This is a genomic window from Staphylococcus caeli (assembly GCF_900097965.1).
In the GTDB taxonomy this organism is placed as follows: Bacteria; Bacillota; Bacilli; order Staphylococcales; family Staphylococcaceae; genus Staphylococcus; species Staphylococcus caeli.
Window position 1 is genome coordinate 63,082 of sequence record NZ_FMPG01000007.1, and the last position, 19,340, is coordinate 82,421.

A 19,340-nucleotide genomic window follows, 5' to 3' on the forward strand; every position below is an offset into this window, starting at 1 on the left:
TTCAATTATATTCATTAGGACATATATTTTCATCGTATTTTCATATGTAAAAAAAGAAACTAGTTATTCTGAAATACACGCATATCAACAAATGCACTTATTTCATGCATTTGCTGATTGCAAGCATTCATTTAGCTAGTCTCTTCATATATAAATCACTATAAATTAATTATTAGCGCTAAACTATAGCAATGCTTTATGTGACGCATTAACGCGACCTTGTTTATCAATTTCAGTCACTTTGATTTTAAATGTGTCGCCCACTTTTAACACATCTTCTACTTTTTCAATACGTTCATTAGCAATTTGAGAAATATGAACAAGTGCATCTTTACCAGGGAATAATTCTACAAACGCACCATATTTTTCAATACGTTTAACTTTTCCTTCATAAACTTGTCCTACTTCAGCTTCTCTAGTGAGATCTTCAATGATTGAACGTGCACGTGCAATGGCATCTTTGTCAACAGCACCAATAAAGATTGTACCATCTTGTTCAATATCTAATTTAACACCTGTTTCATCAATAATTTCATTGATCTTCTTACCACCAGGTCCAATGACATCTCTAATTTTTTCAGGTTTAATCGTCATTGTAACTACTTTAGGTGCAAAGGCACTTAACTCGCTACGAGGTGTATCGATTGTTTGTAACATGTGATCTAAAATAGCAAGTCTACCTTCACGTGCTTGCTCTAGCGCTTCTTTGATAATTTCTTTTGTCAGTCCATCAATTTTAATATCCATTTGAATTGCAGTAATACCTTCTGATGTACCTGCAACTTTGAAATCCATATCGCCAAGCGCATCTTCCATACCTTGGATATCAGTTAATATCGTATAGCTATCATCACGTGTAACAAGGCCCATAGCAATACCTGCAACGGGTGCTTTAATTGGCACACCTGCATCCATTAATGCTAAAGTAGACCCACAAATTGAAGCTTGGGATGAAGAACCATTTGATTCTAATACTTCACTGACAATTCTTACAGTATATGGGAAGTCTTTTAAATCTGGAATGATATAACTAAGTGCGCGTTCACCAAGTGCCCCATGTCCAATTTCACGACGTCCTGGAGAACGAACAGGACCAGTTTCACCTACTGAATAATTAGGGAAGTTATAATGATGCATGAAACGTTTTTGCTCTTCTTCAGCTAAACCATCAAGTATTTGATATTCGCTCATCGAACCTAATGTTAATACTGACAGCGCTTGTGTCTGTCCACGCGTGAATAAACCAGAACCATGAACTCTTGGAAGAATACCCACTTCAGATTCAAGTGGACGAATTTCATCAGTTTTACGCCCATCTGGTCTAATTTTTTCTTCAGCAATAAGTCGTCTAACTTCTTCTTTGACCAAATCATTTAGAATGCCATTCACTTCTTTAATAAGTGTTTCGTTATCTGCATCTTCCTCATCGATAAATTCAGCAGCAACTTTTTCTTTCAAAGCATCTAAATTAATATCACGTTGTTGCTTATCAAAAGTTAAGACAGCATTTTTTAAACCATGTTCTTCAGTCAATTGCTTGACTCTCGCTTCAAGCGTTTCATCTTTTTCAACTGGAATAAACTCTTTTTTCACAGGTTTAATATAATCAACAATTTCTTGTTGGAAGTTTACTAAACGTTGAATTTCACTATGACCAAAGAAAATTGCATCTAGCATCTCAGTCTCAGTTATTTCGCTCGCACCTGCTTCAACCATGTTCACTGCATCTTTGTGACCTGCAACCTCTAGGTCAAGACGTGATACTTCTTTTTGAGCGACAGTTGGATTAATTACATATTCGCCATCTACATATCCAACATTTACACCTGCGATAGGTCCTTGGAATGGTATATCAGACACACTCAAAGCCATTGATGAACCGATCATCGCTGCCATTTCTGGCGAACAATCAGGATCTGCACTTAAAACTGTATTCATTATTTGTACATCATATTTATAACCTTTAGGGAATAATGGACGGATAGGTCTGTCAATTAAACGTGCTGTTAATGTTGCTTCATCGCTTGGACGCCCTTCACGTTTTTTAAATCCACCAGGAATTTTACCTGCTGCATACATTTTTTCTTCATAATTAACCATCAATGGGAAAAAGTCACCGTCGCGTGGTTCTTTTGATGCAACCGCAGTAGATAATACGACTGTATCACCATAACGAACTAATACTGCACCATTTGCTTGTTTAGCAAGCTGGCCCGTTTCAATCGTTAGTGAACGGTTTGCCCATTCCGTTTTAAAAACCTTTTTTTCTTGAGACATTTCGAATCTCCTCTCATATATCTAATAAGTACTATCATATCATTTCTTAGAATATTTTTATATTAGTATATTACTTTTTAAAAATTGACTTGTCTAAATTTATAAAAAGAAGTGGGAAGAAATCTATAAATCAATAAGACTTCATTGTCCACTCCGACAAAATGATATTAATTGAACAGATACTTAATTAAGTGTTTGTGTTATTCATAATAATAGTTAAGGCTGAGACATGTAATATGCCTCAGCCTCATCTATATACGTCTTAAAAATTAACGACGGATACCTAATGATTTAATTAATTCACGGTAACGTTGAACATCTTTATCACGTAAGTAGTTAAGTAAGTGTCTACGACGGCCTACCATTTTTAATAATCCACGACGTGAATGGTGATCTTTCTTGTGCTCACGTAAGTGTTCGTTTAATGCAGTGATTTCTGCAGTTAAAACAGCGATTTGAACTTCTGGAGATCCAGTGTCCGCTTCGTGTGTACGATATTCTTTAATTAGTTCATTTTTACGTTCTTGTGAAATTGCCATTGTCAATTTCCTCCTTTAAATTTTATTCGCCTTTATCCGAGCAAATCGTCGGAGTCTCGAACTGCCAAGGTAAAGGTGCTAAAATGTGCATTACACATTCTACTTAAATATTATATGATACTTCGTCACCAAAATCAATAGATAATAGGTATTTCGCTTTTTCTTTATCTTTAATCATTTGTTCAACTAAAGGGTCTATCCCATCAAATTTAATTTCTGGTCTCAAGTAATGATGCCAAAATACAGTTACACGTTCACCATAAATATTTTCACTAAAATCAAACAAATTTACTTCAATCACAATTTGCGCTTTAGTTGGGTCATGAAAAGTCGGTTTGACACCTACATTAGCAACACCACGATAAATTTCTTTATTTGCACCTATTTCCATGCTTACGGCATAAACACCTTTTTTAGGTAACACATAGTCTCCATTTGGTTGCACATTTGCAGTAGGAAAACCTATAGTTCTACCGCGCTTCTCGCCTTGAACAACTGTACCTTTAATACGATAACGGTAGCCTAATTCCTCATTAGCTTTTTGCAAATCACCAATTTTTAGTGATTTTCTAATGTCTGTAGTAGAAATTTTTTCTGATTCTATCTCTTGTTTACTAACAACAGTTGTATTAAAGTCAGTCATTTCATCAAGTATCATCATATTTCCTTTGCCAAATTTACCAAAAGTAAAGTCAAATCCTGCAATGACTTCTTTCACGCGATTTTTGATAATATACTCTTGAATAAATTCTTCTGCTGTTACATTAGCAAACTTCGAAGAGAAATTAATGATAATACAATAATCAATGCCATAAGATTCCAAAATTTCTACTTTATCTTGAATTGGCGTTAAATAATCTGTACGTTTTAGTTTAGGATTGAGTACCACGGAAGGATGCGGGTCAAACGTCATGACTGCTTTCTTAAGATTTGTATCCTTGGCTTTTTGTTCTAAAGTTTCAAATACCTTCGCATGACCTTTATGCATACCATCAAAAAATCCAAATGCCATGGCTACATCTTCCGTAATATATTGTTCTGGTTGAATTGGGTGCGCTATTTCTATTACTTTCATGCGTAAGACTCCTTTAGTTAAATACCTTTTTAGGTTTAATTTCATGATTTTTTTCGGGATGTGGTTCATAGATTGCTAACACTTTTTGTGTTGCATCATCTACCATTATAACGATTTCTTCAATGTTTTGCTCGAACTGAGCTTTATTAAACTTCTGACCGTTCAATATTTTCCCTTTAACCATGTCATCAGTTATGGTGATTTTCTTTAAACCTTTCAAACCATATTCTATAGGAAACAATTTTTCTTGTAACGTGTCTTGCTCATGCAACATTTTTATGTCTTCTAAAGTCAAACTTGCATCCAAATCAAAGCCACCACTCTGCGTGCGTGTTAGCTTAGACATATGTGCAGGTAAACCCAATGCTTTTCCAATATCTGTTGCTAACGTTCTAATATATGTTCCTTTGCCACAAGAAACAATCATGTCAAATTCACAATTGTTATGCTCAAAACGTAAATCAGAAGTACGAGAAATCTGCTTAATCTTTACTTGCCTTTTCGGTCGTTCAACAACTTGATTATTCCTTGCATACTCGTATAATTTTTTACCGTTAACTTTCACTGAAGAATACATCGGTGGAATTTGTGTGATTACACCTTGAAACTGTGTTAACACATGATCAATTTGCGCTTTGGTAATAGTGTTTTCACCAATAGTCAAACGTTCTATTACATCACCTGTTTGGTCTTCAGTCGTCGTAGTAGTTCCTAAGCTAACTGTAGCTTCATAAACTTTACCCATGTTCATGATATAATCACTTACTTTAGTTGCATCGCCAATACAAATAGGGAGTACGCCAGACACTTCTGGGTCTAAAGTACCGGTATGACCAACTTTTTTAGTTTTTAAAATTTTTCTCAATTTAAATACTACATCATGACTCGTTAATCCACGTTCTTTATAAACGGGCAATATACCATTATACATTTCACGTTCACCTTCAACTGTTCTATTTTTCACCTTTTAATCATATGACAAAGCAATGACAAATATGAAATTATGTAAAAAGGAGCGGCACAGAAACCAAATCTTATAATTTGATTTCATATTCCACTCCTCACAATATCAACAACAAGTTAACAATCTCTCATTGTTTACGCTACTTAATACCTAACTACTAACAAGACATTGTGTACTTTCTTAGCCCACAAACAATTAGTCTTTCTTATGCAAATCCTGAATCATACGTTCAATTTTATTACCATAATCAATTGACTCATCATATTCGAAGTTTAGTTCTGGAATAATACGTAATCTCATTCTTGAACCTAGTTCAGATTTTATAAAGCCTTTAGCTTTTTCTAACCCTTTAAAAGTATCTGCTTTTTCTTTATCATTACCTAAAACAGTTAAATAAACTGTTGCAATTGATAAGTCATTTGTTAATTGTACATCTGTAATAGTTAAAAATCCGATTCTTGGATCTTTTACTTTATTGTTAGCGATGTCCATGATTTCTTGCTTCATTTGTTCGCCTACACGTTCTGCTCTCATATTCATATTCTTTCACCTCGCATATTTAATTTTTCGACTTTAATCCTTACTAAAAGATTATATGACAGTTTATTTCCTATCGTCAAACATATATTGTTACGTTTATTGATTACTTTATAAAAATTAGCAATTCATTAACACTTCTCAATAATTCTAACACTTAAGCACACTTATATTTCCTAGCTGTCCTAATCTTGAAACAAAATTTCAAAAAATAAGTTATAAAATTACTTTTAAATTGCCTAAATGTTTAAAAACCATGCCTAGGTGAAAATATTTACTGATTTTAAATTGCATTTTTATTTTGTATTTAAATCTTTCTAATAAGTTATACATATATTATATTAAAATGTTATACTGTAGTACGATCCAAAAATTGCATGTCATATTTAAAATTTAGGAGCGTAAGTTATTGGAAAAACCAGAACGCCTTTTATACATTTACACAAGACTTTTAAATGGAAAAACCTTAAGCAAAGATATTCTTGCACAACAACTTAATGTTAATGCGCGATCGATTCAACGAGATATTAGTGATATAAATAATTTTATTTACGAAGATCATGAATGGCGTGGTCTAGATGGTAAAATTATTTATGATACCTCAATTGAACGACATCGTTTAAAAATAGATAGATATAAATTTAAAAATAATAGACTGTTAAACTTAATATTTCGTATGAAAAATTTCACACCGATGATTCATGAGGATACTTATAATCTTATAAGAGGTTTAAATGCAAATTCAAATTTAGCTGAAAAATTATTATCAAATAAACTTCTAAGCCAGTTTAAGGTTCATAAAGAGTTAAATGAATCTAGCCTAATATATAAAATTCAATTAGCTATTGAAAATAGTAACGAAATTTTAATTAAATATGAAAACCACGCTGACACAAATGTTATCCCACTATATACAAGATATTTCGCAAATAAATATTGGTTTACTTACTTACAAAAAAATAAAATTCTCACTCTTGAATTATCATCAATTTCTGATATTGAACAATTGACTACAGTTTTTGATAGAACTGTATTTAATGAAATTCAATATGTCGTTATGTTAGTAACAGAACAATTTTGGTCAGAAATCAAACGTCAATTTATTATACTTGATACACAAAAAACTAAGACTGGTTATAAGGTTAAAATGATTATCTCCAAGCAAGAAACTATGCAATTAGCATATGAATATCCAGTCGATATAACATTATTATATCCCGAAAAATATGTTGAAAGTTTTAAACATAAAATCAAGTCTCTTTTTGATAAATATAATGTTTAAAATACTATCACATAGGCAATCATTCTCATCACATTGCTAATCGTATTTGCAAAACAGCTGTTTATATCTATAAATTATCAAAAAAGCTGAGGTAGAGACAAAATAGTTGTTGTCATTACCTCAGCTTTTAACGATTAATTTTGGTGCGATATCTCATAACGCATATCATTCATTTTCCTATGAAAATCTGAGTCACCATTTTCACGTGCTATTTTTTGTGCTTGGTTCCATTTATAATACTCAGTTTTAGATAATTCTAATTTCTTTTTCAATCGTCTACGATGCTCTTTATAACTCAAGACATTACACATCGTTAAATGTCTATTTTGTTTAGAGGAAAGTACAAACAATTGGTCAATTAAGTATTCACAAATTTCATTTTCCGCAAAATTTTTGAAAATGGAGATATACAATTCTTCTTCACTAACAATATAAATACGTTCTTTATCATCTTTTAACATTTTAATCAGTAATTCAAAGTTCATACATTGGGATGGCAAGTTATATTTAAATGACAGAAAATCTCTAGGAATACCTGCAGAATGACCTGTTTGATAAGGAAAAAAGTTTATTACCATTAAACGGTTCGGATCTATATTAAAATGTCTTAGTGTAGAAGCGTTACTATATAGATATTTTACAAACCATCTGTGTCGATCAATGTATGGTAGAAATCGTTTTTCCCCTTCAAAAGTAAGTTTACCTTGAATGTCTAAGAGTATTCTCTTCCTAAATTCAATCGCATCTGTTTCAGGCAATTCATCACCATATGTTTTAAAATCATTTTCTGGCTGTTTCTTTAAAATAACAATATCTGCAATTTCAGGGTTACCAAAATAAGGTCTTGCAATTGCAGGGTTAATGTCTGCATTTTCAAATGTGATTTTTTGTCTGTTTTTATTAACTCTAACTTTACCATTAGCAAAATCGATCATTTTTTAAAACGTGGTATTTCTTTAAAATTTTCACCAAAATGTGTTTCAATATATTCTAAATCTTTTGGATGTAGAAACGCAGTTGTATCATTATTTTCAACCATTGTTTTTAATGTTGTTTCATCATAAATAGAGTTATATTGATTTAAGTATTGCTGCCAAAATTCATTTATCTCTTTTAAATATTCACCCATCATTTATACGCCCCCTACTTAATTTCATTTTAATTTAGCACATAGACAATCACTGTCCACCAATATCTCAAAGAGTAAATTTACGATAATTTTTAAATCAAATTTAAGGCTATAAAAAAATATTATATTTATATAAAATTATATAATAAAATATACATAACTTATGTTTTCAACTTGAAAATTTTTGAGAAATACTATTAATTCAAATTGCGCAATTAAATTAGACCACCACTACTTAACGTATATTTTTGCGTATATATTGTATTATATTGAATTGTTAAAAATCAAATTTTTTATATTTAACATTTCATTTATTTTTTTGTTTTAAAAAGTTTATAACAAATAAAAACACGCATTTTCAAAATTGAAAATGCGTGTTTTTATTAATTTTTCTTATCTATCTTTTAATTTCAACCATTTCGAATGCTTCAATAATGTCGCCTTCTTTTAAGTCATTGTATTTTTCGATTGTAATACCACACTCATAACCTTGTGCAACTTCTTTAGCATCATCTTTAAAACGTTTCAATGTATCAAGTTCACCTTCGAATTGAACGATACCGTCTCTAATAACACGAACACCTGCATTACGTGTGATTTTACCTTCAATCACATAACTACCTGCAATAGTTCCCACTTTAGAAACTTTGAATGTTTGACGAACTTCAGCTTGTCCAATAACTTTTTCTTCAAACTCAGGATCAAGCATACCTTTCATTGCTGATTCAATTTCTTCTATAACATTATAGATTACTCTGTGTAAACGCATATCTACGCCTTCTGTGTCAGCAGCACGTTTAGCACCTGTATCTGGACGTACATTGAAACCAATTATAATACCGTTTGAAGCATTAGCTAATGTAACATCTGATTCATTGATTGCTCCTACGGCAGTATGAATGATACGTACATTTACACCTTCAACATCAATTTTCATTAATGATGCTGCAAGTGCCTCTACAGAACCTTGAACATCACCTTTAATAATCACATTAAGGTCTTTCATTTCACCTTGTTTCATTTGTTCAAACAAGTTATCTAATGAAACACTCTTACTTTCTTGACGTTGTTGCATAACACTTGCTTCATGACGCGCTTCACCTATACGTCTTGCTTGTTTTTCATCTTTAAATACAACAAATCTATCACCAGCTTGAGGCACATCATTAATACCTGTAATTTCTACAGGTGTAGAAGGACCAGCTGTTTTAATACGTTGACCTAAATCATTGACCATAGCACGAATTCTACCATAAGTATTACCGACTACGATTGAGTCACCAACATTCAATGTACCATTTTGTACTAATAATGATGCTGATGGCCCACGTGATTTATCTAATTCTGCTTCAATTACTGTACCAACAGCGTTTTTCTCAGGATTTGCTTTTAATTCTTGAACTTCTGAAGTCAACACAATCATTTCTAATAAATCTTCAATTCCATCACCACTTAATGCTGAAAGTGGAACAAAGATTGTGTCGCCGCCCCAATCTTCAGGAATCAGACCATATTCTGTTAATTCTTGCATCACACGATCTGGATTCGCTGTAGGTTTATCAATTTTGTTTACAGCTACAATTGTAGGTACTTCTGCTTCTTTAGCATGGTTAATCGCTTCAATTGTTTGTGGCATTACACCGTCATCCGCTGCAACTACTAATATTGTAATATCAGTTACTTGTGCACCACGCGCACGCATTGTCGTGAATGCAGCATGTCCTGGTGTATCTAAGAAAGTTATTTTTTTGCCATCATTTTCAATTTGATATGCACCAATATGCTGTGTGATACCACCTGCTTCTCCAGCAGTAACTTTAGTGTGGCGAATTGAGTCTAATAATGTTGTTTTACCATGGTCAACGTGTCCCATAATTGTTACAACAGCTGGACGCTCAATCGCATCTTCATCTTCAGTTTCATTATCAAAATAAATCGCTAAGTCTTCTTCGTCAATAACGACTTCTTTTTCTAATTCTACACCGTAGTCATCTACGATTAATTCTAAAGACTCTTCATCTAATGATTGATTAATATTTGCCATAATACCTAAAAGGAATAATTTTTTTATGATACCTGAAGAATCAATATTTAATTTTTCAGCAAGTTCGCCTACTGTAATGCCCTCTTGATATGTGATTTTTGATGGCATTTCTTTTGGTTCTTCTTGTTTAGGTTGACTGTTATTTTTGTTATTGTTCTTGTTTTGTTTATTATTCTTTTTATTGTTCGGCTTGTTGTTTTGTTTGCCTTTGTTACCTTGATTGTTATTGTTTGGCTTATTATTTTGACTACCTTTTTGGTTTGTAGACTTTTGTTTATTTTGAGCAGCTTTTTGTGGTGCTTTCTCTACTTTTTGCTCTTTTTGCGCTTTTTCAGGCTTATAGATTTTGTCTAAAGCTTTAATTTGGTCGTCTTCTAACGTTTGCATGTGACTCGTTACCTCGACGTCCATTTTGTTTAATTCATCTATAATTTCTTTACTTTTAATTTTCAAATCTTTGGCGTATTCATAAATTCTTTGTTTACTCATATAGTCACTCCTTACGATATTCATCAATCATTGACAATAACTTTTTAGCAAAGCCTTGATCAGTGATTCCAATGTTTACACGTTCTGCTTTACCCAAAGCCTGTCCTAATTCAGCTCTCGTTCCAAATATACGTAATGATATATGGTAACTCTCACATTTGTTCTGTATCACTTTAGTTGTGTTTTCAGAAGCATCTGTTGCAATGATGACGAGCTTTAACTTGTTCTTTTTTAAGTCATTTAAAATGACTGATTCACCTGTTTTCACTTTACCAGCACGCATTGCCAATCCTAAAAAGTTTACAATTTTTTCTTTTGTCATTTAGGAATCTCTTCACGATAAATCAGTCTTATAATTTCTTTATAAACAGGGTCTAATGTTTCCGCATCTGCTTTAAAATATTTTTCTAATGTTCCTTTTTCTTGCGCTGCTTCTACTAATTTCACATCTTTTGAAACGTATGCGCCACGACCTTGTTGTTTACCCGTTGCATCAGCAAAAATTTGATTTTCTTTATTGATAACAACTCTAATCATGTCATTTTTAGGACGCATTTCATTTGAAAGTATACATTTACGCATTGGAATTTTTTTCTTTTTCATAAAGTAATCACTCCAATTTATTTTTCAGCGTCTACTTCATCTTCTTCAACAGTTTCTGTTTCTAAAGGTTCAGTAGTAGTTGCTTCCATATCTTTATCTTCAAATTCTATTTCATCGTCTGAAGTTAATTCTACCTCATCAGTTTCTGCTACTGGATATACACCAGCTGCTCTTGCGTCAGTTTCTGATTTTATATCAATCTTCCAACCTGTTAATTTTGCTGCTAAACGCGCATTTTGGCCACGTTTACCGATTGCTAATGAAAGTTGGTAATCAGGTACAACTACAACAGTTGATTGATTTGCTTCATCTACAATAACTTGTAAAACTTGAGAAGGACTTAAAGCATTTTTTACAAATACTTTTGGATCTTCATTCCATTGTACGATGTCGATTTTTTCGCCGCCAAGTTCTTCAACAACTGCTTCAACACGTGCACCTTTCGCACCTACACATGCGCCAACTGCATCGATATCAGGATTATCTGAATGTACACTTATTTTTGAACGATCTCCCGCTTCACGAGCAACAGATTTAACGATCACTGTACCATCAAAAATTTCAGGTACTTCTTGTTCAAATAAACGTTTTAACAAGCCTGGATGACTTCTTGAAACATAAATTTGAGGCCCTTTCGTTGTTTGCTCAACTTTGTTTACATAGACTCTGATTCTTTCGTTCGGAACATAGCTTTCGTTCGGACTTCTCTCAGCTTCAGATAATACTGCTTCAGTACGGCCTAAATTCACATAAACATAACGGTGATCCACTCTGTCTATTAAACCAGTAACAATATCGTCCTCTTTATCAATAAATTCATCGTAAAGAATTTCACGTTCAGCATCACGTAAACGTTGCATAACAGCTTGTTTAGCTGCTTGTGCACCTACACGACCAAAGTCACTTGGTGTCACATCTTCTTCGTAAATATCTCCAATTTCATATGCTGGATTTTTAACTAGTGCAGTATCTAAGCTAATTTCTTCTCTATCATCCATAGATTCTTCAACCACTTCTTTACGAGCGATTACTTTAAAACTACCTTGATCCATGTTTAACTCAACACGAACTGTTCTTGCACTATCATAATTCTTTTTATATGCAGTGATTAATGCTGCTTCAATTGCATCAATTAATACTTCTCTAGGAATTTTCTTTTCTTTTTCTAAGTACTCAGTAGCTAATAATAATTCATTACTTGACACGACTTATCATCCTCCTCAACACGTTATATCATTACAGCATGGCGTGCTTTTGCGATTTTATCTCTTGGAATTTCAATTTGCTTTGTTTTGGCTTTTTCTTTTACTTCCATAGTAATCTTTTCATCATCAACAGATTGTAAAATACCTAACCATTCTTTAGCGCCTTCTATAGGTGCATATAAAGACACAAATATAGGTTTTGTTATTGCATTTTGGAAATCTTTTTCTTTTTTAATTGGTCTTTCTGCACCTGGAGATGCTACATCTAAATAATACATTTCTTGAATTGGATCTTCTGCATCCATGACTTCACTAATCTTTTCAGATGCCAACGCGCAATCGTTCAAATCGACGCCGCCTTCTTTATCAATAGATACTCTTAAAAAATGGTCTTTACCTTCTTTTGTAAACTCAACTTCTACTAATTCAAAATTCAAGTCGTTAAGGACAGGTTGAATGATTGTTTCAACTTGCTCAGTTATTTTACTCATGCTGACCTCCTTTTTTGGCAAATAGAAAAGAGCGGGTAATATGCCCACTCTTTCTGCCTGAGTCTAATTTTTTAAGCACTATTATTATACCATAGGTTCATTTTCTATACAAATAACTATATTTCTGTATCCCTTCGATGACACGCAATCACAGATTTATTATTTAATTATTAAAAAATTAAGTCGTAACTTCACTAATGATAACTTTACAAGCGATAACTAAATCCTATGAAAATATTGTAAAATTTATATAAAAAACTGCCAACGAAGTTAGCAACTTCGCCGACAGCCTACACATTTATAATGATTAATAATCTTTCCCATTCTTTAATTATTAAAAAGATTACATGTCAAATATCGATAACTGCGCTTTATCTGGTAAGTTTGGTAAGGAACCCAATTCATCAAGATATTCGATTACTTTTTGAGAAAGGCCAGCTTTTTTATTTAAATCTTCTTTAGATAAAAATGGACCTTCATCGCGTGCATCAACAATTCTTTGTGCAACGTTTTCACCTAAACCTGGCACAGAAATAAATGGCGGTATTAAACTATCGCCTTCAATTACGAATTCAAATGCTTTACTCTTCTCTAAACTAATTGGTTGCATACGGTAACCACGTTGCGCCATTTCATTCATAATTTCAAGTACTGTTAATGTGTCTTTTTCTTTTTTAGCTAAATCCATATATCTACTGTACATTTCACTTACAGTATTACGTATACTTTCTTTGTCTTTAATCATCGTGATTAAATCAAAGTCGGATGCACGTACCGTGAAATAACTTGCATAATAATATAATGGATAATGGACTTTAAAGTAAGCGATACGTACTGCCATTAATACATAGGCAGCGGCATGGGCTTTAGGGAACATGTATTTTATTTTTCTACATGAATCTAAATACCAATCTGGTACTTCATTATCAACCATTGCCTCAACCATATCATCAGTTAACCCTTTACCTTTACGCACAAACTCCATAGTTTTAAAGGCTAGCGAAGGCTCTAAACCGTTATACATCAAATAAACCATAATATCGTCACGACAACATATAACACTTGATAAATCACATTTTCCTGAACGAATTAAGTCTTGTGCATTACCTAACCACACATCCGTACCATGAGATAGTCCGGAAATTCTTACTAATTCTGAAAATGTTGTTGGTTTCGTATCTTCTAACATTTGTCTAACGAAGCCTGTACCAAATTCTGGTACACCAAACGTTCCTGTTTTACATAAAATGGCTTCTGCTGTTACACTTAAAGGATCAGGTGAACTGAAAATACCCATCGTATCTTTATCGTCGACTGGAATCGTCTTCGGATCAATGCCAGATAAATCTTGGAGCATACGAATCATTGTTGGATCATCGTGACCAAGAATATCAAGTTTCAACACGTTATCATGTATTGAATGGAAATCAAAATGCGTGGTCATCCATGAAGACCCTTGATCATCAGCTGGGAATTGTACAGGTGTAAAGTCATAGATATCCATATAATCAGGTACAACAATGATACCACCTGGATGCTGACCTGTAGTACGTTTCACACCAGTACAACCTTTTACTAAGCGATCAATTTCTGCGCCTCTTTTATGTATCCCTTGATCATTTAAAAAGCCTTTCACATATCCAAATGCTGTTTTTTCTGCTACCGTACCAATCGTACCTGCACGGAATACTTTATCTTCGCCAAATAATTCTTTCGTGTAATTATGCGCTTCTGGTTGGTATTCACCACTAAAGTTCAAGTCAATATCGGGAACTTTATCTCCTTTAAATCCTAAGAACGTTTCGAAAGGAATATCTTGTCCTTCTTTAATCAAATCACAACCACATGCGTCACATTTTTTATCCGGCAAATCAAAACCTGAACCTACTGACCCATCATCAAAGAATTCACTATTTTTACATTCTGGACAAATGTAATGTGGTGGCAGTGGATTAACTTCTGTGATTTCTGTCATAGTGGCAACAAAACTGGAACCTACAGAACCACGAGAACCAACTAAATAACCATCATTTAGTGATTTTTTAACTAGTCTTTGCGAAATTAAATAGATAACGGAGAAACCATTACCAATGATACTCGCTAATTCTTTTTCTAATCGATCAATTACAATTTGTGGCAAATCATCACCATAAAGTGCTTTAGCATTGTCATAGCTCATTTGACGAATTTCATCATTGGCGCCTTCCATTCTCGGTGTATATAATTCATCTTTAATCGGTACAACACGTTCAATGCGGTCTGCTAATTCATTCGTATTTTTAATAACTAATTCGTAAGCTTTTTCTTCACCTAGAAAATGTAATTCATCCAACATTTCGTCCGTCGTTCTAAAATGTGCTTGCGGCAAAGTTGAACGATTAAGTGGATTACCAGGTTGTGAAGCAATTAAGATTTTACGAGCAATTGCATCATGTTCATTTAAATAGTGTGCATTGCCTGTAGCAATGACAGGCAGGTTATTAACTTCAGCGGCACGAATCAATCGATTATATATTTCATGTAATGTTTCGTTATCTCTAATTAATTCTCTATCAATCAAATCTTGATATAACGCTGGTGGTTGAACTTCAATAAAATCATAATACTTAGCGATGCGTTCGACTTGTGATTGGTCTTTTTGCATAACTGCCGTAAATACTTCACCTTCATCACATGCTGAACCAACTAAGATACCTTCACGATACTCATCCAATAGCGAGCGAGGAATTCTTGGTGTTCGATAATAGTATTGAACAAGTGAGGCACTTACAATTTTAAACAGATTTTTTAGACCTTGTTGATTCTGTACAATAAGTGTAACGTGATTCGGTCTAGCACGTTTATATGCATCTTCATTTGATAGCGATGTATTAATATCTTTATGATTATGTACATCTAATTCTTCTAATTGCTTAAGCATTTTTATAAACATATACGCAGTAGCTTCAGTGTCATAAATCGCTCTATGGTGCTGTGTTAATTCGACGCCATATTTTTTAGCTAAGAAATTCAGTCCATGTTTACCATATTCGGTATTAATCGTTCTAGACAATTCCAATGTATCAATAACACCGTTTGTAGATGCACCAATACCAACATGCTCGTATCCAGTATCTATGAAGCCCATATCAAATGAAGCATTATGGGCAACAAAGATTGCATCTCCAACCCATTCTTTAAACTCAGTTAATACTTCTTCTATTTCTGGGGCATCGACAAGCATATCATCGGATATATGCGTTAAGTTTTTAATCGTTTCTGATAACCGTTCATGTGGATTACTGAAACGTTCAAATTTATCAACAATCTCCCCATCTACGACTTTTACAGCTGCAAGTTCAATAATTTTATCATATTGGTTTGACAATCCTGTTGTCTCAACGTCAAATACAACATATGTTGCTGTCTTTAAATTTCTGTCTTGAGGCTTGTATGCAATCGGTACACCATCATCAACTAGCATGCCTTCCATGCCATAAATCATCTTGATGCCATGCTTTTCTGCTGCGCTATGTGCATCTGGGAATGCTTGCACAACATTATGATCTGTTACAGCAATTGCTTTATGTCCCCATTTAGCAGCTTGATCTACGTATGATGCAATGTTAGGGATACCATCCATCTGACTCATGGATGTATGCAAATGAAATTCAACACGTTTCTCTTCAGCCTTGTCTTGTTTTGTCGCCTTTTTAATTTCTTCGATATCAGACATCATCATCACTAAATCACGAACGAAAGTATCTTCTTCGATTCGGCCTTGTGCACGCACCCATTTTCCAACACTTAACGCTTTAAAATGAGCTAAATCATCTTTATTTTTACGCGTGAACATTTTTAATACGAGCGAGTCCGTATAGTCAGTTACTTTTAATTCAACGATATGTCGGCCACTCTTCAGTTCTTTTAGATTAATATCAAAAATAACACCTTCAACAGCAACCTTGAACTCTTCTTCAATAATAGAATCGATTGGACGTACATTTTCAACTTGAATAGGCTTACCAATCTGACATTTTGATACTGAACTTTCGTTGTTATCTTGTTGTTTAGCTTTTTCAGCTTTCATTTTTTCTAATTTTTCTGTTGCTTCACGCGCACTTTTTTCATCTTCTTCTTGGATATGCGCTTCTAGAGATGCAAGATCTCCTTCGTTGTCGGCACTGTCTGTTTCAAATACCACTTTATTCAAATCAAAGCCACATTGTTTAAATGCCGCAATTAAGCTCCCATTACAAGCTTTATCAAAATGATTACGTTCAACGTCATTTTGACACATTACTTTTAGTACATCACCTGACATAATTAATTTTTTTTGCTTTAGTTGTCCTTTTACTTTTGGAGATAATTTAGTCTGTTCGATACAATGACTAAAATATTTTAACGCAAACTCATCTTGATTTGCTTTATTTTTAACAGTGATATTACATTGCACATCAGCAATTGTTTTAAATTCTTCTGTAATCGCTCCTGTAAAAAGTAAATAATCTTCTATGGATAAAAAATGTGGAAACGTGATTTGAAACACCCAAGAACGGTCTGATGTTTTGACGTCAACTCGTGTTAATTCACTTTGTGCTAATATATCTGGATCCAAATGATCTGTGATTTTTATTTGGTCTGCTAGGATTTTAAATTTTTCCTCGTTTGTCATTGTCATGACGATAACCACCTTACTTTTCATTACACTGCTTTTCTTTTATACCTATTACTGGATTGACGGTGTATGTATTTTTCTACATATTTAATAATACAATGAAAACTAGTTAAAATTCTATTAGAAAATCTTAAGACTTATTATTTGAACATATCAGTAAACATAAATAAAAGAGAGCGGGAAAGTAATCAAAAATACTATTTTGATTTCTATTCCTCGCCCTCCACATTCATTAGTAGAGTACTCAAATAATTAATAATATGTAGTCTATATCTGGGACAAAATATAGAAGTATCAAATTTTATTTCTATTCCATTCCCTAAATCTTTAGTTTTAAATTACAGTTTTGTATATAGTTCATTTACATAATTACCTAAATCGTCAACATGTACATCTTCACTATCACCTGTATCACGACGTTTCACTTCAACAATACCTTCTGAAGCATTTTTACCAACTACTACACGAATTGGTAACCCTATTAAATCAGCATCATTAAATTTAACTCCAGCGCGTTCTTTACGATCATCATACAATACATCGAAACTTTCTTTAAGTTGTGCATATAACTGATCTGCTAGTTCACGTTGATCATCTTTTTTAGGATTAATTGTAATTAAGTGTAAATCGAATGGTGTTACTGATTTAGGCCAAATAATACCATTTTCGTCATTGTTCTGTTCAACAATCGCACTTAATGTTCTTGATACTCCGATACCATAACAACCCATCAATAATGGTTGTGCTTTACCTTGATTATCTAAAAATGTTGCATTCATAGATTCAGAGTATTTCGTACCTAATTTAAATACTTGTCCAACTTCAATACCTTCAGCAAATCTTGCAACACCAGAACCATCTGCTAATGGCTCACCTTCTAATATAAATCTAAAATCTCCAAATGCTTCTACGTCAAAATCGCGACCAATATTAGCATTGAGTAAGTGATATCCATCTTCATTGGCACCTACTACAATGTTATTTAAATCTTGGATATAATTATCGGCATATACTTTAATATCTTTGTCGAAAACAGGGCCTAATGAACCTGGCTTCGCCCCCAATAAATTAACGACTTCATCTTCTGTTGCTAGTTCAATATTATCCGTTTCAAAGTATGCTTTTAATTTAATATCATTGAGTTCATGGTGACCACGCACAAGTACCATGATAAATTCTCCATCAACTTTAAAGACCATAGATTTTGTGATTTCATCTAAAGGTTTTTCTAAAAATGTGGCTAATTCTTGTGCCGTATGGATGTTTGGTGTTTCGATTTTAGTTAATGATTGTAGTTCACTATGTTTTTCGTTTGGTTGATATACGACTTCTGCTTTTTCAATATTAGCGGCATAGTCACTTTGTTCACTATAAACGATTGTATCCTCACCAATTTCACTCAAAGCCATAAATTCATGTGTATGGCTACCTCCAATTGCACCAGAATCAGCAACAACTGGACGTGCATTAATACCTACACGTTTAAAAATACGACCATATGCGTTATACATATCTTGGTATGATTCATCTAAAGATGCTTCATCTGCGTGGAATGAATACGCATCTTTCATAATAAATTCTCTTCCACGTAATAAACCAAATCGTGGACGCTTTTCATCTCTAAATTTAGATTGGATTTGGAATAATGTCATCGGTAATTGTTTATATGATTTTAGTTCATCACGTACGATTGATGTTACAACTTCTTCATGTGTTGGGCCCAAAGCAAATTCACGACCATTGCGATCTTTCAAACGCATAAGTTCTGGACCATATGCATTCCAACGACCTGATTCTTCCCATAATTCTGCTTGTTGTAATGCTGGCATTAAAATTTCAACAGCATCAATGCGTTCCATTTCTTCTCGTACAATGGCTTCAATGTTGTTGAGCACGCGTGCTGCTAATGGTAAATAACTGTAAATGCCACTCGTGCTTTGTTTAATTAATCCCGCTTTAAGTAAAAGGCGATGACTAAGCGCTTCTGCACCCGCTGGTACTTCTTTCATAGTTGGTATAAATACTTTTGATTGTTTCATTGAACTACC

At 33.4% G+C, this 19,340-nt stretch carries 15 protein-coding genes; 1 reads left to right on the forward strand and 14 read right to left on the reverse strand.

Annotation, left to right across the window (positions count from 1 at the left end):
• Positions 1-183 precede the first annotated feature (183 nt).
• From pnp to rbfA, 5 genes are all read right to left on the reverse strand, one after another.
• Positions 184-2,277, reverse strand: a complete 2,094-nt coding sequence (gene pnp, locus BJS11_RS08650; protein ID WP_069995782.1) for a polyribonucleotide nucleotidyltransferase — start codon at positions 2,275-2,277, stop codon at positions 184-186.
• A gap of 269 nt (positions 2,278-2,546) precedes the next feature.
• Positions 2,547-2,816 (reverse strand): 30S ribosomal protein S15, encoded by a 270-nt coding sequence (gene rpsO / locus BJS11_RS08655; protein ID WP_002483448.1) that lies wholly within the window; start codon positions 2,814-2,816, stop codon positions 2,547-2,549.
• A gap of 103 nt (positions 2,817-2,919) precedes the next feature.
• Positions 2,920-3,891 (reverse strand): bifunctional riboflavin kinase/FAD synthetase, encoded by a 972-nt coding sequence (locus tag BJS11_RS08660; protein ID WP_069995781.1) that lies wholly within the window; start codon positions 3,889-3,891, stop codon positions 2,920-2,922.
• A 13-nt stretch (positions 3,892-3,904) separates the two neighbouring features.
• Positions 3,905-4,822, reverse strand: a complete 918-nt coding sequence (gene truB / locus BJS11_RS08665) for a tRNA pseudouridine(55) synthase TruB (protein ID WP_069995780.1) — start codon at positions 4,820-4,822, stop codon at positions 3,905-3,907.
• Positions 4,823-5,050: 228 nt separating this feature from the next.
• Complete coding sequence (gene rbfA / locus BJS11_RS08670) at positions 5,051-5,395, reverse strand: 30S ribosome-binding factor RbfA (RefSeq protein ID WP_069995779.1); 345 nt, start codon at positions 5,393-5,395, stop codon at positions 5,051-5,053.
• A gap of 406 nt (positions 5,396-5,801) precedes the next feature.
• Between rbfA and BJS11_RS08675 the strand changes: the two genes are divergently transcribed.
• Entirely contained in the window at positions 5,802-6,674 is an 873-nt protein-coding gene (locus tag BJS11_RS08675) for an HTH domain-containing protein (protein ID WP_069995778.1), read from the forward strand.
• A gap of 134 nt (positions 6,675-6,808) precedes the next feature.
• Here BJS11_RS08675 and BJS11_RS08680 read toward each other — a convergent pair whose 3' ends face one another.
• The 9 genes from BJS11_RS08680 to BJS11_RS08715 all read right to left on the reverse strand — a co-directional run bounded on the left by BJS11_RS08680 (position 6,809) and on the right by BJS11_RS08715 (position 19,331).
• The gene (locus BJS11_RS08680) at positions 6,809-7,609 is read right to left on the reverse strand and encodes a hypothetical protein (protein WP_245167120.1); all 801 of its coding nucleotides are present in this window, start codon (positions 7,607-7,609) and stop codon (positions 6,809-6,811) included.
• Positions 7,606-7,806 (reverse strand): hypothetical protein, encoded by a 201-nt coding sequence (locus tag BJS11_RS13930; RefSeq protein ID WP_245167122.1) that lies wholly within the window; start codon positions 7,804-7,806, stop codon positions 7,606-7,608. Before BJS11_RS13930 ends, BJS11_RS08680 begins: the two co-directional genes overlap by 4 nt.
• 394 nt (positions 7,807-8,200) lie before the next feature.
• Positions 8,201-10,336, reverse strand: coding sequence for a translation initiation factor IF-2 (infB, locus tag BJS11_RS08685; RefSeq protein WP_069995777.1), 2,136 nt, complete (start codon positions 10,334-10,336; stop codon positions 8,201-8,203).
• A gap of 4 nt (positions 10,337-10,340) precedes the next feature.
• Positions 10,341-10,658 (reverse strand): L7Ae/L30e/S12e/Gadd45 family ribosomal protein, encoded by a 318-nt coding sequence (locus BJS11_RS08690; RefSeq protein WP_069995776.1) that lies wholly within the window; start codon positions 10,656-10,658, stop codon positions 10,341-10,343.
• On the reverse strand, positions 10,655-10,939 hold the full coding sequence (rnpM, locus tag BJS11_RS08695; protein ID WP_069995775.1) for an RNase P modulator RnpM: 285 nt from the start codon (positions 10,937-10,939) through the stop codon (positions 10,655-10,657). Before rnpM ends, BJS11_RS08690 begins: the two co-directional genes overlap by 4 nt.
• Before the next feature lie 17 nt (positions 10,940-10,956).
• Complete coding sequence (gene nusA, locus BJS11_RS08700) at positions 10,957-12,144, reverse strand: transcription termination factor NusA (RefSeq protein WP_069995774.1); 1,188 nt, start codon at positions 12,142-12,144, stop codon at positions 10,957-10,959.
• Between the two features lie 23 nt (positions 12,145-12,167).
• Positions 12,168-12,635 carry a ribosome maturation factor RimP gene (gene rimP / locus BJS11_RS08705; protein WP_069995773.1) on the reverse strand — a complete coding sequence of 156 codons (468 nt, stop codon included), beginning with the start codon at positions 12,633-12,635 and terminating at the stop codon, positions 12,168-12,170.
• Between the two features lie 343 nt (positions 12,636-12,978).
• Entirely contained in the window at positions 12,979-17,295 is a 4,317-nt protein-coding gene (locus BJS11_RS08710; protein ID WP_069995772.1) for a PolC-type DNA polymerase III, read from the reverse strand.
• 335 nt (positions 17,296-17,630) lie between these two features.
• Positions 17,631-19,331, reverse strand: coding sequence for a proline--tRNA ligase (locus BJS11_RS08715; RefSeq protein ID WP_069995771.1), 1,701 nt, complete (start codon positions 19,329-19,331; stop codon positions 17,631-17,633).
• Positions 19,332-19,340: the final 9 nt, after the last annotated feature.

Coding starts and splice junctions, on each gene's coding strand:
- rpsO (WP_002483448.1), bottom strand. CDS start 2,816: ATGGCAATTTCACAAGAACGTAAAAATGAACTAATTAAAGAATATCGT.
- BJS11_RS08660 (WP_069995781.1), bottom strand. CDS start 3,891: ATGAAAGTAATAGAAATAGCGCACCCAATTCAACCAGAACAATATATT.
- truB (WP_069995780.1), bottom strand. CDS start 4,822: ATGTATAATGGTATATTGCCCGTTTATAAAGAACGTGGATTAACGAGT.
- rnpM (WP_069995775.1), bottom strand. CDS start 10,939: ATGAAAAAGAAAAAAATTCCAATGCGTAAATGTATACTTTCAAATGAA.
- rbfA (WP_069995779.1), bottom strand. CDS start 5,395: ATGAATATGAGAGCAGAACGTGTAGGCGAACAAATGAAGCAAGAAATC.
- rimP (WP_069995773.1), bottom strand. CDS start 12,635: ATGAGTAAAATAACTGAGCAAGTTGAAACAATCATTCAACCTGTCCTT.
- BJS11_RS13930 (WP_245167122.1), bottom strand. CDS start 7,806: ATGATGGGTGAATATTTAAAAGAGATAAATGAATTTTGGCAGCAATAC.
- BJS11_RS08715 (WP_069995771.1), bottom strand. CDS start 19,331: ATGAAACAATCAAAAGTATTTATACCAACTATGAAAGAAGTACCAGCG.
- infB (WP_069995777.1), bottom strand. CDS start 10,336: ATGAGTAAACAAAGAATTTATGAATACGCCAAAGATTTGAAAATTAAA.
- BJS11_RS08690 (WP_069995776.1), bottom strand. CDS start 10,658: ATGACAAAAGAAAAAATTGTAAACTTTTTAGGATTGGCAATGCGTGCT.
- BJS11_RS08680 (WP_245167120.1), bottom strand. CDS start 7,609: ATGATCGATTTTGCTAATGGTAAAGTTAGAGTTAATAAAAACAGACAA.
- pnp (WP_069995782.1), bottom strand. CDS start 2,277: ATGTCTCAAGAAAAAAAGGTTTTTAAAACGGAATGGGCAAACCGTTCA.
- BJS11_RS08710 (WP_069995772.1), bottom strand. CDS start 17,295: ATGACAATGACAAACGAGGAAAAATTTAAAATCCTAGCAGACCAAATA.